Raw genomic sequence first — 13385 nt, 5'->3', positions numbered from 1 at the left:
GTTTGTAACGAATAGTGTCAGAAGGGATAAGTAGGATTAATGGTATTGAGATTTAAAAATAACTTTTAACTATCAGTAACTTATAGTCAAAAAACAAATCAACAACACAGTAAAGAGGGTTATCAATATGATATTAGTCCTCCTTTAGTAAAAATGGTTCAACACCAGAAACTCGAAAATACCGAATAATAACTTATGTTTTTTCAAACGATATATCAGATAGAATTAAAAGCAAGTAATAAATTGCAATTATTCCTTTCAAGATCACGTTTATAACTTAAGCAAATTCAAGTTTACTTTAATCATTTACTAAACTTAGGAATTGGATAGTTGATTAACCTAAGAGACCAGTATGACGCCACAACATTCGGTATGGTCACCCCTTTTATGGTGTAAAGACATCGATAAAAGGTCTGCTTGGGTGACGATACGAATGATAGAGGGGTGTCTATTGCTACTTTGCGCCTTTCTGTTCGCGCATTTCTTCTAATCCACCCGCGTTGTGGACATTACTAAAACCAACAGAGGTCAAATAATCCATTGCTTTACCTGAACGGTTACCACTTCGGCAATACACAACGATCGGTGTAGACTTATCGACATTAGCAAAGTACTTATCAACATCAGATAACGGATAGTTCACTGCATTCGCCAAATGACCATCAGCGAACTCATCAGGAGTGCGCACGTCCACAACCATTGCACCTTGTTCTATCATTTGCCAACCTTGTTCTGCGCGTTCAGATGCCATCACGCTAGCACTAGTCAATGCGACACAAAGTACCGACAAGGACAGTATTTTCTTCATAAATCCTCCTAAGTAATAAGGTGTTATATTAATCAAGGAGCTAGCGCAGCCTTTCAAACACTATCGTCTGATCTAACTCTTCATGATAAGGTTGGTAGTCAAAGCCTTTATCGAAAATATAGCTGGTTACAAGAGAACGTACACACGCAATGAGCTCTTCAGCATTCCAAGGCTTCTCAAAATAGTGACTAACACCTGCCGTATTTATCGCCGTAATAGTATCGGAATGCGTGGCCTGCCCTGTTAGCAACACTTTTTTGGTTTCTTTAAATCGGCTATCTCTGGAGACTTCCGTCAGCAATTCAACCCCCGTCATCCCCGGCATGACATGGTCAGACACGATAACAGCAACGCACTCCCCGTCAGCGTCAAGATCTTCCATTAAGTCGAGAACCTCTTCTCCTGATTCGCAATCTTCAATGTTTAACCAATTCGCTAAAGGCTCCAAATCTTGAATAACCGCGCTCAATACTTCGCGCTGGTCATCGACACAAATGACGTTAAGCTTCTCCATATGCTTCTCCTACAGGTAATTTGACTCGGAAAATGGTGCTCTCCTTATCGCTTTTCACGACAATCGTGCCACCATTTTCACTAACGATTCGTTTAACGATGGATAACCCTAGCCCTAAGCCAAACGATAGACCGCCCTTCTTAGTCGTGAAATTGGGCTGGAATATTTTTCGGCGGGTAGGTTCATCGATTTCCGGCCCATTGTTGGCAATGGTGACCAAAATTCTTTGATTCGATAACTTTGTTTGAATATCAATTTGAGGTGATTCAGTTTGCAACATGGCATCGCAAGCATTTTTAACGATATTACTCCATATCTGTACATACTCAGTGGATGCCCCTTTGATTAAAGGCAGCGTTGCGGGACGCAGTCGAACAGAAACGCGTCGTAAATCACTTTGTAATAGAGCAAGGGCTTTATTGATGGTGTCGTTGATATCAAGTAATTCATCAGGCTCTCCGTCAGTACGTCCCAGTTGCTTCACAGATTTGACGATACCCACTGTATGTTTGGCCGCGACTCGTAAATCATGAAGATCGCGCCCCATTCCCCAGTACTTTAGTGCTTGCTCGGGGTCTGCTAACCAAGAATCAGGAATCGTGTGGCTTGCAGTGGCTCTAGCTAGACGTTTCGCGAGACTTCGTTCCAATCGATATTGTGACTGTATTTGCTTGGTAAGCTGTCTTACTTCACTTGATGACGCATTTTGTCCTTGCATCAGCCCCACATCGAAGAACTGACTTGCTTCTGGATGCACCTCTTCTAGAAGTTGAATTAAATCTTGCTGTAACCGTTCTGTTTTACTGCTCACCACACCAATAGCGTTGTTAAGTTCATGCGCAATGCCGGCAGCGAGTTGTCCAAGCGTCGTCATTTGCTCCGCTGTGTGTAGACGCTGCAGGGCTTTCTCTTTTGCTAACGCTTCCTGAGTCGCACGACGCTGACGTCGTGACAGTTCGTTGACCATTACTGGCATAAACTGCGCATTGAGTGGCCCTAACGTTTCCGGCGAAACGGCAGGCGTATGCCTATCAATCCACGCTAATGTGACTTCGGTTTTTGCTATGACTGTTGACGACGCAGTCCAAGTCCCTGAAAAGAAACTATGGACTCCAATAAATGCACCAGCCGACGCCGTGAAAAGTTTGGTAAGCTTGCCGTCCTCATCACTTTCAAAGTAACCTTCCAGCTCACCTCGCAATACAAGATAAAGACGGTCATTTTGACCGCTTTGACGCAGCACGACCTCATCGGCAGACAAGGTTACCTGCCGATCACTTTGCGAGAAATAATGTCGTACTAATTGCTCCATAAACTCTACCCAATATGTCCCACGGCATGTAATAGCCAAACCAATACGAAGCTAAGCAATACACCAACCACACCAAGAATCACGCCTACTTTAGCCATCTGGTTACTTTGCACATGTCCCGTTGCGTGTGCCAGTGCGTTAGGTGGCGTACTGATTGGCAGCGACATACCCAATGACGCAGCGAACGTGACGACGAGTATCAGCGTAATTTCGCCACCCAGTGGTGTCAGCGACGCCATAGACGTGCCTAACGCCGCCATAATTGGCATCAATAAGTTAGCGGTTGCGGTGTGCGACATAAAGTTTGCCATCACCAAACACAAGAAAGCAGCCCCAAACAGCACCACATATGGTGAAAAAGCATCAAATGGAATGCTATGTACAACAAGTCTTGCAAGGCCCGTTTTGTCCAAAGCTAGCCCAAGGGCGATACCACCTGACACCAGCCACAACACGTCCCAAGAGATCTTCTTGAGATCTTCTTTGTTGATAATGCCTGTAAGCGAGAAGATTGCGACTGGAATCAGTGCGACGGTGTACGAGTTCATTCCGTGGCTGGAACCCATCAGCCAAAGTACGATAGTCAATGTGAACGTAATGTAGACCATGATGGCTTTCGGCGTTTTAAGAAACTTACCTTTGATTGAAAGCTCAATTTTCTTTTGATCGGCACTATAAAGGAAGTTAATTAGCATCCAAGCTAACGCCATCATGACCACTACAAACGGCACACCAAACGCCATCCATTCACCAAAACTGATGTAGTTATCACCCACGAGATATTTAAGAGCAATAGCGTTGGGAGGCGTACCAATTGGCGTACCGATCCCTCCAATATTAGCCGCGACAGGGATACATAATGCAAACGCAATTCGTCCAGGATCTTTGGGACCAAAAACAGCGATAACAGGCGTTAAGATAGAGAGCATCATCGCCGTAGTGGCGGTATTCGACATAAACATGGAGAAGATGCCGGTTATTAACATCAAGCCTAACATGACGAATTTTGGGTCACTGCCAAATGGCTTGAGTAACACTCGCGCTAAGTTAACATCAAGGCGATATTTTGTTGCAGCCATCGCCAGAAAGAAACCACCAAGAAAAAGCATGATGATCGGACTGGCAAAAGTTGCCATGATTTCGTTATAACTAAGTAGCTCACCAAAATGGGGCTGTCCTTCATTCAGCCTGAACAGGTAAAGCCCTTTATTCGATACCAGTAACAGCTCAAGCACAATAATCACCACAGAGGTGGCGTAGATAGGGATAGGTTCGAACACCCAACACAAGGCGGCGAGAAGGAAAATCGCGATAACGCGCTGCTGGATAATGGTCAATCCGTCGAAAGGAAATGCCGATAGTGGCAAGAGCAAAACGATTAATGGGATAGATATCGGAATGATATACTTTAAATATTTTTGCATGGTACTGCTCGTCCTGAGAAATATTATACTGTGAGCAGTATCACGCCGCTATGTGTGGAGCTACTTAGCGTAGGATCAAAGTTTTTGCATATTTATCATGAAGTTTCTTGGAGTGTGAATTGGGTAACAATTTGTTATTGTTACTCACATCAGTGTTTACACTTATATAAATAACACCATAACGGTTTAGCTGTAGGAAACCAGACAATGAATCCACTCACCATTCTAGATGGCGGTATGGGAAGAGAACTCAAGCGCATGGGCGCACCATTTTCTCAACCCTACTGGAGCGCACAAGCCTTAATAGAAGCGCCGCATTTTGTAGAACAGGCTCATCAGCAGTTTATTGATTCGGGTGCCGATATCATCACGACCAACAGCTATGCCTGTGTACCTTTCCATTTGGGTGATGTTCTCTATCATGAGCGAGGAACAGAGCTCGCAGGTTTGGCAGCGAAGCTGGCTAAAAATGCGGTATCACACAGTAACCGCGCAGTCACTATCGCAGGCTCCCTGCCTCCGGCATTTGGTTCTTACCGTCCAGACCTGTTCATGGCAGAGCGAGGGGCGCAGGTTTGGCAAGACTTAATGCAGGCTCAGGATGCGTATGTCGATATTTGGTTGGTCGAAACACTCTCCAGTATTGAAGAAGCACAGGTGGTATCTCAGGTACTTGCTGAGTCGACAAAGCCTAAATATTACGCGTACACCTTGTTAGATGATGTTAGCCAGCTAGGTAAGTTGCGCTCAGGTGAAACAGTAGTCGATGCGGTGCAGTCTCTGCTAAAACACAACCCAGATGGCATCTTATTCAACTGCTCTATTCCAGAAGTTATTGAAGCAGCTTTAGCAGCAACGGCAAAGGTGTTAGAAAGTCACCACTCTTCAATTTGCTTGGGAGCATTCGCCAATAGCTTTACGCCAATTCAGTCTGGGCATAAAGCAAATGATGCAGTACAAGAGTTACGAGAAGTCTCTCCACAAGAGTATTTGCAGTTTGCCAAGAAATGGCAGCAGCACGGAGCGAATATTATTGGAGGTTGTTGCGGTATTGGGCCAGAACACATTGAAGTGTTGGCTAAGTGGAAAGCAAGCGTGAAATAACGCCAAGTCAATAATACAGATATGAAAAAGCCAGACGATGAATTATCTGGCTTTTAAATCGGTTACTTGCGATGGCCTAATCGCACGGTTCCCTGAGTCGAAAACCAAAGCGCTTCCGAGCGGCGGCGGCCTAATAAGATAGGGCCATCATCGTAAAACAGGAAGTTCTTCCAATACTTTTTAAACACCGACCATTTAGTTTCAATCACGTTGTACTTCTCATAACAGAAATACACTGTGACGTCGTCTTGCCAATCGATAAACTGATTCACGGCTTCAGGAAGCTCGTTCTCATCTGCTTCCCACGCAGCCATCCAATCAACATCATCTTGCCAATTGCTGTCTTTCATTGGCCAATCTTGTGAGCTTAGACGTTCTGCATCTGGGCTTTGGGCGCTGATATTTTCTTTCCAAAACTGCGCCGCACGCGCTTGAGTCATGGGTTTAATCTGTGGCCAATCTTGCTCAGGAACAGGCATTGATTGATGAGTAAAAATCCATTTTCTTTGGTATTCATCCAAAGTTGTGTAAGACATTCAGTCTCCTAATTTCTTAACCAGCCATTTTCTGTGGCTTCTTCTATCAGCAATTTTGCTTTATCCCAAAGCACTTGTGAACCTTTTTCTATACGTTGGTTCACTTGCATCACTTGTTGTTTGCTAACATTGTTTTCGATCCAGCTTTGACCATCATTATGGTAGTTCAATAACATCGGGATAAGTCTATCTAACGCCTTAGCAAATCTGGCCTCTGCCGATTCTGCTGCCTCAAACTCGCGCCAAACCGAAAATAATGCCTCTCCTTGGTCATCGGGCAGCATACCAAACAAACGCTTGGCGGCTTCAAGTTCAGTTTGCTGCTGTGTTTCATATGCGGCGGTATCGTAAACAAAAGTATCGCCAGCATCGATTTCAACCATGTCGTGTAACAAAAGCATTTTGACGACTTTTGCAATATCGACAGGTTCGTTAGCATGCTCTTGCAACAGCAACGCCATCATGGCGACGTGCCAACTGTGCTCGGCGCTATTTTCGAAGCGACCATCCGCACATCGAACTCGAGTTCGGCGCAAAACGGCTTTTAACTTATCAAGTTCCATCAATAAGCTGAGTTGCTGCTCAAGTCTAGTCATTAGGATGGCTTCCAATTAGGGTTAATCAACGACGTTAACACGTGATCTTCCCATTTATCATCGATTAAAAGATAGTCTTTAGCAAAACCTTCCCTTGTGAAACCCATCGCGTTTAATACCGCTTCACTGCGAACATTTCTAGGCATATATGATGCGGCAATACGATGCATGTTTTGCACATCGAACATATACGGTATCGCTAACTTCAACGCACGGCGCATATAGCCATGGCCTTGTGCATTTTCTGCTAAAGAGTAACCGAGGTTGCATGAGTGAAATGGAAAACGTATCAAGCTGCTAAACGAGATCGTCCCCTGCATCTGGTTCGTTTCCGCATCAAAAATTAAGCAGTAATACGCCAGCCCCAAACGGTGCAACTCTTCTAACTTCACCAATTTGGCTGCCCACGAGTCGACTTTATAAAAGTCGGCATCTCGTTTTGGTTCCCAAGGTTTGAGAAAGGTCTTGTTATCCCGAAAATACTGAGCAATCGTGTAAGCATCAGAGGGCTTAGCCGTTCTCACTAGAACATTCCCTTCGCGACGGTGCAGCTGCACCGCCGAGCTAAGATCTTCCATTAATTCTTCCTGATATTGTAATCACGCAGCTTATTGGCAATGGAGGTATGTGACACATTAAGACGCTTAGCTAACTTACGACTTGATGGGAAGGACTGATAGAGTTTTTCAAGTACACGTGATTCATAGTCCTTCATGATGTCATCGAGAGAACCATCGATGTTTAGATTAACAGAGCCGGAGTTCACACTTTCCAACTTAGGCAAATTAAAGTCTTCTAGCTCCAATGTTGACCCCGTTACCTGTGTCAACGCACGCAACACCATATTGTCTAGCTGACGCATATTGCCTGGCCATGGATAGTTGCTGAGAGACTTCACGAGTTCCTCATCAATATCAGGCTTTGCGATGCCTAGCTTATTGCTATGTTTTGCGACAAACAAATCCAACAGCGGTGCGATATCACTAGCTCTCTCGCGCAGGGGAGGAATAGTAAGCGTCAAAACATTTAATCGGTAATAGAGATCTTCTCGGAATGCACCTTGCTCTGCCAGATCCGCCAGATTGTAGCGAGTCGATGCAATAATACGCACATCAACGTGTACTTCGTGCTCTTCCCCTACGCGTCTAAAGGTGCCATCTTGTAAGAAACGCAGCAATTTGATTTGTAAGTGAGGGCTCATTTCACCGATTTCATCCAATAGCACAGTACCGCCATTAGCTTGCTCGAAAATACCTTTGTGACCATGTTCATGATTAAATGAACCAGGAGCATGACCAAACAGTTCCGTTTCTGCAACATCATCAGGCATCGATGCGCAGCTCAATACCAAAAAGGGATTAGAAGCACGATTAGAACGATTATGGCAAGCTTTCGCTAGCATTTCTTTACCGGTACCCGTTTCGCCTTCAATCAGTAGCGGTTGGTCTAACATAGCTAGCTTTTTCGCTTGACTCATCAGAGCTTTGTGACGGTTCGATACGCCAACAAAGTGCTCAAACCCTAGCGAATTGCTGTCGGCAAGTACCTCGGGCGCACTTGAGGTTGTAGTTGGGTGGATACTCATAACCGCACTGGCTAATAAAGTTTCATTCGACTCGCCAGTAATGTAAACCGGTAGGATTTCCATGGTGTAATCTAAACCATCAATAACAATAGCTTGTTTCTGTCGGGAGATCTCTCCTTCAATCCATTTGGTGAAGTTAAAGCTTGGTAATAGATGAGAGATTAACTGACCAATGGCTTCTTCTTCGCTTTTCGCAAGTAATTTCAAAGCTGCATGGTTAGCCATATCAATCGCCCCTTTAAGGTCAATTGACAATACCGGATAAGGTAAATTGGTGAGCAGTGACACGAGTTCTGTATTGTGTCGTTCGCTAGGCATAAACTGGATCTTTCGAACGTCTTTCACCCCGGAAATTCGGCGAATTTCGGCCATTAAGTCCCTAAACGTCTCGAAATCAATATCTGGACAGTTCAAGTAGATAATCCCAGATATATCGATTTCAATGCCACGCAAATCAATACTATTGGACGCAAGAATGTCCAATAGCTCGCGCGTGAGCCCCAGTCTATCTTCGCAAAAAACCTCTAAACGCACTTTGTCTTCCTATAGAAAGTGTCACGAAATGTTGACAGTAAGTGTGTATGACAAGCGGTTTCGCGTCAACAAAAACAGTATGTTGGCCCTACGATTTGACTTATTTTTGTACGTTATGCAAGCAAAGTGATAACTAGTTCGCAGTTATCGCTTGTTCAAGGTCGGGATAGACGGTAACTAACTGATCTACTTTGGTAACTTTTAACAATTGGAGAACAGGTACACTCTCAGTGATAAGGCAAATGGTGTCACATTGGTGGGTTTTTCGCAGCGCCATCAGCGCTCCTAACGCACTGCTGTCCATAAACGTCACACTGGTTAAGTCCAATAACATGCACCGATTCAATGAATCATCCAAACCATCGATGCACTGTCGAAAACTAGGGACAGTTTTGGCATCAAAGTGCGGCGCGTCTACTTCGATAACGGTGTGAGTATCATTACTATATGCAATGAACGACATCACTTTCTCCTTTTCGGATATAACTTATTCTACATATGAATATAGTAGCATTTAAAAACTAATCCCAAATATTAATGCATACGCCAAGAGTGTAGGCAATCACCATCAAATCGGTAATTCTATTTATCAGATATATCAATAATTCTGCTCGGTTCTACTATGGTCTATCCGGCAAAAATAGCGCAGAATGAGCAAAAAAAAGAGTCCACTTTTATGCACGTCAAATATCGCGCTGAATTTATTCTGGTTTTTACCACACTGCTTGCCGGCGCCGGATGGGTGTTTTCAAAAGAAGCCATACAAGGTCTTCCGCCATTCGGTTTTATTGGTTTGCGGTTTATCTTTGCGTCGTTAATTTTACTTCCATTCTGTATGCGAGCACTTAAAGCAGCCTCATTAGGAGACTGTCTTCGAGCAATGAGTGTCGGTTGTTTCTTAGGAAGTGCTATCTTTTGCTGGATTCATGCGATCTCTATTAGTGACACCTTAGGTGAAGGCGCTTTCATCATGAGCCTGTCGATGTTGTTTGTCCCGATAGTCGCTTGGGTGCTATTTAAAACAAAACCAATTCGTGCTTTTTGGCTGTCGCTTCCGATTGCAGCCGCTGGCTTGTTTTTGTTGTCCTGGAAAGGAAGCTGGCAAACCGACCCCAGTCAGCTTTGGTTTTTAGCGTCTGCTGTTGGTTTGGCGCTCCACTTTAACTTCAATAGCAAGTATTCCGCACAGTTGTCACCTATGCTGCTGACAACCTTGCAGCTGTTTTCTACTGGCTGTATCGGTATTGTTCTTTCACTCAGTGTCGAAACTTGGCCTGAACATATTTCGTTGATTACTTGGAAGTGGTTTGCACTGAGCGTTTTACTTGCGACCAGCTTGCGTTACTTAATGCAAACAACGGGTCAAAAGCTGGCTAACCCAACAAATGCAGCACTATTGATGCTGCTCGAACCTGTGTGGACGTTAATTCTAAGTGTGCTTATCTATTCCGAGCCGATGCCCATTAACAAAGTATTCGGTTGTCTATTGTTACTTGCCTCATTAGTTTTTTATCGCCTAAGTTCGATGGTTTCCATTCGAAAAACTAAACGACTGAATCCATAATAAAACAGCGCCCTGACTTAAGGGCGCTGTTCGTTTGGAGCTATCAATGGTGAATCTTATAAAAGACTAGCTAACACGTTTAAGATTCACACCATTCTTTTTTGCAAGTGATGCGCCGAGATAATCGCTAAGTTGTTCGACTTGCTCCGCTTCAAACTCTAAACCGAGCTTGCTTCGCCTCCAAAGGACATCGTCTACTGATACAGCCCATTCTTGCTGCACTAAGTAATCCACCTCTGCTTGATACAGGCCGTGTCCAAAATCCGTACCCAGTTCATCAACACTGGTTTTACCTTCAAGGAGCTGATTAATACGTGTACCGTATGCTCTGACCCATCGCTTGATAATGCCACTGTCTAGCCATGAATACTGAGAAGCGAGCTGCTGCTCTAAATGATCACGATTAGAGAAATTACCACCAGGTAGAATTGCTTCACGAGTCCAAGCCTGCCCCATATGAGGGAAGAATGGAGCAAGTTTATCCACCGCTGCCTGACCAAGTTTGCGATACGTTGTCAGCTTGCCACCAAAAATAGATAAGAGCGGAGCATCGTCCATTTGATCATCAAGCTCGATCGTATAATCACGTGTTACTGCTTGCGGGTCGTCAGATTCATCATCACATAGAGGACGAACACCAGACCAATCAGAAATCACATCTTCAGGTGAAATTTTAGTCGTAAAATGTTGGTTAACGATATCGCACAAGTAAGCAATTTCGTTATCATCAATTTTAACTTTGCTTGGGTCACCTTGATACTCTACATCTGTGGTACCTACCACTGAGTAGTTATCCATGTAAGGAATCACAAACACAATTCGTTTATCTTCGTTTTGCAGAATAAATGCATGATTACCATCGTACATCTTAGGAACCACTATATGGCTTCCTTTTACTAGACGAATACCTCTCGGCGATGGCATAGCCAATTGACTGCAGAAGAAACGGTCAACCCAAGGACCTGCGGCATTTACAAGTGCTTTGGTTTGTATTGAATTCACTTCACCTGTCAGCGTGTTCTCGATATCCACACGCCATGCTTCACCAGAGCGTTCGGCTTTAACACATTTTGAGCGAGTGAAAATATCCGCACCTTTCTCTTCAGCTAACTTGGCATTAGTGACAACCAAACGCGCATCGTCAACGGCACAATCCGAATATTCGAAGCCTACTTTCATTTCTGGTAATAGCGGACTTTGCTCGCCCTTAAACTTCACACTATGACTACCAGGCAAAGAAACACGCTTGCCCAAGTTATCGTATAGGAACAACCCCGTTCTTATCATCCAAGCTGGGCGCAAATGAGGTCGGTGGGGTAATTGGAAACGAAGTGGAGAAACAAGGTGCGGTGCATTTTTGAGCAAGACTTCACGCTCTGCAAGAGCTTCCGAAACTAAACGAAACTCATAATGCTCAAGATAACGTAAGCCACCATGAATGAGTTTACTACTTGCCGAAGACGTAGCCGAAGCCAAATCGTTCATTTCATAAAGTGCGACTTTCAAGCCACGCCCTGCTGCATCAGCTGCAACTGCGACGCCGTTAATGCCGCCTCCTATTACGACTAAATCATACACTTTATTGGTTACACTCATAGTTTCCTCGTCCAGCTCTTTATTCGCAAATGCGCGTTTATGTTCGTTTAGATACAATATAATCATCATAAACGAAAAGATCGAGTATTTTTTACACCTTTCACGAAAGTTTCATTAAACCAAGATAAATCAAGGAATGAGAACTCAACCTTTGCAATACGCCGGAAAGTTCATTAACATTAATTTCATGTATATTTGACATTTCGAACACTACAGTGTGCGGAAACGAACATTTCGCGATGACAGCGAAAAAGCATAAAGAAATAACGAGAAAGATATGGAAAGTAAGAAGAAAGTCGTCGTCGCACTAGATCAAGGAACGACTAGCTCCCGAGCTATTATTTTTGATCATGACGCGAATACGATCAGTGCTGCTCAGCGCGAATTCACTCAAATTTATCCTAAGCCCGGTTGGGTAGAACATGACCCGATGGAAATCTGGGCCACACAGCGCTCTTCCCTTACTGAAGTATTAGCTCAGTCTGACATTGCTAACGAAGAAGTCGCTGCGATTGGTATCACCAACCAGCGTGAGACCACCATTGTATGGGAAAAAGAGACGGGTCATCCTGTCTACAATGCTATTGTCTGGCAGTGCCGCCGTACGGCCGATTTTTGTGAAAAGTTAAAAGCCGACGGCCATGAAGACTACATTCGTGACACGACAGGTTTAGTGGTAGATGCTTATTTTTCTGGTTCTAAGATTGCATGGATTCTCGACAATGTTGAAGGTGCACGAGAACGCGCAGAGAAAGGCGAATTACTATTCGGTACTGTGGATACTTGGTTAATCTGGAAACTGACCCACGGTAAGTCTCACGTTACAGACGTAAGTAACGCATCACGCAGTATGCTGTTCAATATCCATACCCTAAAATGGGATGAGAAACTACTCGATATCTTCAACATTCCAAAATCCATGTTACCTGAAGTTAAATCGAGCAGCGAAGTCTATGGTTACGCCCATATTGGCGGAGGGACTGAAGACATTCCTATCAGTGGTATCGCAGGAGACCAACAAGCCGCCCTATTTGGTCAGCAGTGCTTTAAGAAAGGCATGGTCAAAAACACCTATGGCACTGGCTGTTTCTTACTTATGAACACTGGCGACAAGCCCATCGCTTCGAAACACGGTTTGCTCACTACCATCGGATATAAAGTTGGCAATGAGATCACTTATGCGCTCGAAGGTAGTGTGTTCATGGGTGGCGCAACGATTCAATGGCTGCGTGATGAGCTAGGACTCATCCAAGATGCTCAAGATACTCAGTACTTTGCAGAGAAAGTCGATGACTCCAACGGCGTGTATCTTGTACCTGCATTTGTTGGTCTAGGTGCGCCTTATTGGGACCCACACGCACGTGGCACTTTGACGGGATTAACACGCGGCACGAACCGCAACCACATTATCCGCGCAGCTCTTGAGTCCATCGCTTATCAAAGTCGGGATGTCTTACTTGCCATGGAAGAGGACTCAGGTATCAAGCTAAGCCAAATTCGCGTTGACGGCGGCGCCGTTGCTAACGATTTCCTGATGCAGTTCCAGTCCGATATCATGGGTAGCAAAGTCGTTCGTCCGGTTGTCAGAGAATCAACCGCTTTAGGTGCGGCAATGCTAGCTGGTCTCGCAGTTGGTTTTTGGCAAAACCAAGAAGAGCTTGCTGACAAGAAAGAAATCGAGCGTACCTTTAGCCCGCAAATAGAGCGAAATGAAAGAGAAACGTTGTACGCTGGTTGGTTAGACGCGATCAAGCGAACTAAATCACACTAAGGTATAGTTCTTCATAAACTTATTAAACCCGTATTCGAATA

The 13385-nt window shown here is 44.4% G+C and carries 13 protein-coding genes; 3 read left to right on the top strand and 10 right to left on the bottom strand.

What is annotated here, in order from left to right; translation table 11 throughout:
- Positions 1-454: 454 nt before the first annotated feature.
- The 4 genes from HW45_RS16520 to HW45_RS16505 are packed head-to-tail and all read right to left on the bottom strand — an operon-like array spanning position 455 to position 4058.
- A complete protein-coding gene (locus HW45_RS16520) occupies positions 455-808 on the bottom strand; it encodes a rhodanese-like domain-containing protein (RefSeq protein WP_038228274.1) in 354 nt (117 codons plus the stop codon).
- Between the two features lie 40 nt (positions 809-848).
- Positions 849-1322 (bottom strand): response regulator, encoded by a 474-nt coding sequence (locus tag HW45_RS16515; protein ID WP_031494351.1) that lies wholly within the window; start codon positions 1320-1322, stop codon positions 849-851.
- Positions 1309-2634, bottom strand: coding sequence for an ATP-binding protein (locus HW45_RS16510; protein WP_038228273.1), 1326 nt, complete (start codon positions 2632-2634; stop codon positions 1309-1311). Before HW45_RS16510 ends, HW45_RS16515 begins: the two co-directional genes overlap by 14 nt.
- A gap of 5 nt (positions 2635-2639) precedes the next feature.
- Positions 2640-4058, bottom strand: a complete 1419-nt coding sequence (locus HW45_RS16505) for an SLC13 family permease (protein WP_006072295.1) — start codon at positions 4056-4058, stop codon at positions 2640-2642.
- Between the two features lie 207 nt (positions 4059-4265).
- On the opposite strand from HW45_RS16505, the gene HW45_RS16500 reads away from it, so the two are divergent.
- The gene (locus HW45_RS16500; protein ID WP_038228272.1) at positions 4266-5162 is read left to right on the top strand and encodes a homocysteine S-methyltransferase family protein; all 897 of its coding nucleotides are present in this window, start codon (positions 4266-4268) and stop codon (positions 5160-5162) included.
- A gap of 62 nt (positions 5163-5224) precedes the next feature.
- On the opposite strand, the gene HW45_RS16495 is transcribed toward HW45_RS16500, so the two are convergent.
- From HW45_RS16495 to HW45_RS16475, 5 genes are all read right to left on the bottom strand, one after another.
- On the bottom strand, positions 5225-5698 hold the full coding sequence (locus tag HW45_RS16495; protein ID WP_006072292.1) for a DUF2947 domain-containing protein: 474 nt from the start codon (positions 5696-5698) through the stop codon (positions 5225-5227).
- 8 nt (positions 5699-5706) lie between these two features.
- Complete coding sequence (locus HW45_RS16490) at positions 5707-6294, bottom strand: HD domain-containing protein (RefSeq protein ID WP_038228271.1); 588 nt, start codon at positions 6292-6294, stop codon at positions 5707-5709.
- Positions 6294-6872: a ribosomal protein S5-alanine N-acetyltransferase gene (gene rimJ / locus HW45_RS16485; RefSeq protein WP_006072288.1), complete on the bottom strand. Its 579-nt coding sequence runs from the start codon at positions 6870-6872 to the stop codon at positions 6294-6296. Before rimJ ends, HW45_RS16490 begins: the two co-directional genes overlap by 1 nt.
- Positions 6872-8413: a transcriptional regulator TyrR gene (gene tyrR / locus HW45_RS16480; protein ID WP_038228270.1), complete on the bottom strand. Its 1542-nt coding sequence runs from the start codon at positions 8411-8413 to the stop codon at positions 6872-6874. Before tyrR ends, rimJ begins: the two co-directional genes overlap by 1 nt.
- Positions 8414-8546: 133 nt before the next feature.
- Positions 8547-8876: an STAS domain-containing protein gene (locus tag HW45_RS16475; RefSeq protein ID WP_038228268.1), complete on the bottom strand. Its 330-nt coding sequence runs from the start codon at positions 8874-8876 to the stop codon at positions 8547-8549.
- Between the two features lie 213 nt (positions 8877-9089).
- On the opposite strand from HW45_RS16475, the gene HW45_RS16470 reads away from it, so the two are divergent.
- On the top strand, positions 9090-9977 hold the full coding sequence (locus HW45_RS16470) for a DMT family transporter (RefSeq protein ID WP_038228266.1): 888 nt from the start codon (positions 9090-9092) through the stop codon (positions 9975-9977).
- 66 nt (positions 9978-10043) lie between these two features.
- On the opposite strand, the gene glpD is transcribed toward HW45_RS16470, so the two are convergent.
- Complete coding sequence (glpD, locus tag HW45_RS16465) at positions 10044-11573, bottom strand: glycerol-3-phosphate dehydrogenase (protein WP_038228576.1); 1530 nt, start codon at positions 11571-11573, stop codon at positions 10044-10046.
- A 277-nt stretch (positions 11574-11850) separates the two neighbouring features.
- Between glpD and glpK the strand changes: the two genes are divergently transcribed.
- Positions 11851-13344, top strand: a complete 1494-nt coding sequence (glpK, locus tag HW45_RS16460) for a glycerol kinase GlpK (protein WP_006072280.1) — start codon at positions 11851-11853, stop codon at positions 13342-13344.
- Positions 13345-13385 lie beyond the last annotated feature (41 nt).

The organism is Vibrio sp. ER1A, from assembly GCF_000733315.1.
Taxonomy (GTDB): domain Bacteria; phylum Pseudomonadota; class Gammaproteobacteria; order Enterobacterales; family Vibrionaceae; genus Vibrio; species Vibrio mediterranei.
Note: the sequence above shows the minus strand (reverse complement) of the source record. Positions and strands in the feature narration are given on the sequence as shown.

What these genes read in the sequence shown, in the direction of transcription:
- glpD (WP_038228576.1), bottom strand. Translation starts at nt 11,573, where the DNA reads ATGAGTGTAACCAATAAAGTGTATGATTTAGTCGTAATAGGAGGCGGC.
- HW45_RS16515 (WP_031494351.1), bottom strand. Translation starts at nt 1,322, where the DNA reads ATGGAGAAGCTTAACGTCATTTGTGTCGATGACCAGCGCGAAGTATTG.
- HW45_RS16520 (WP_038228274.1), bottom strand. Translation starts at nt 808, where the DNA reads ATGAAGAAAATACTGTCCTTGTCGGTACTTTGTGTCGCATTGACTAGT.
- HW45_RS16470 (WP_038228266.1), top strand. Translation starts at nt 9,090, where the DNA reads ATGCACGTCAAATATCGCGCTGAATTTATTCTGGTTTTTACCACACTG.
- HW45_RS16490 (WP_038228271.1), bottom strand. Translation starts at nt 6,294, where the DNA reads ATGACTAGACTTGAGCAGCAACTCAGCTTATTGATGGAACTTGATAAG.
- HW45_RS16475 (WP_038228268.1), bottom strand. Translation starts at nt 8,876, where the DNA reads ATGTCGTTCATTGCATATAGTAATGATACTCACACCGTTATCGAAGTA.
- HW45_RS16495 (WP_006072292.1), bottom strand. Translation starts at nt 5,698, where the DNA reads ATGTCTTACACAACTTTGGATGAATACCAAAGAAAATGGATTTTTACT.
- HW45_RS16505 (WP_006072295.1), bottom strand. Translation starts at nt 4,058, where the DNA reads ATGCAAAAATATTTAAAGTATATCATTCCGATATCTATCCCATTAATC.
- glpK (WP_006072280.1), top strand. Translation starts at nt 11,851, where the DNA reads ATGGAAAGTAAGAAGAAAGTCGTCGTCGCACTAGATCAAGGAACGACT.
- HW45_RS16510 (WP_038228273.1), bottom strand. Translation starts at nt 2,634, where the DNA reads ATGGAGCAATTAGTACGACATTATTTCTCGCAAAGTGATCGGCAGGTA.
- rimJ (WP_006072288.1), bottom strand. Translation starts at nt 6,872, where the DNA reads ATGGAAGATCTTAGCTCGGCGGTGCAGCTGCACCGTCGCGAAGGGAAT.
- HW45_RS16500 (WP_038228272.1), top strand. Translation starts at nt 4,266, where the DNA reads ATGAATCCACTCACCATTCTAGATGGCGGTATGGGAAGAGAACTCAAG.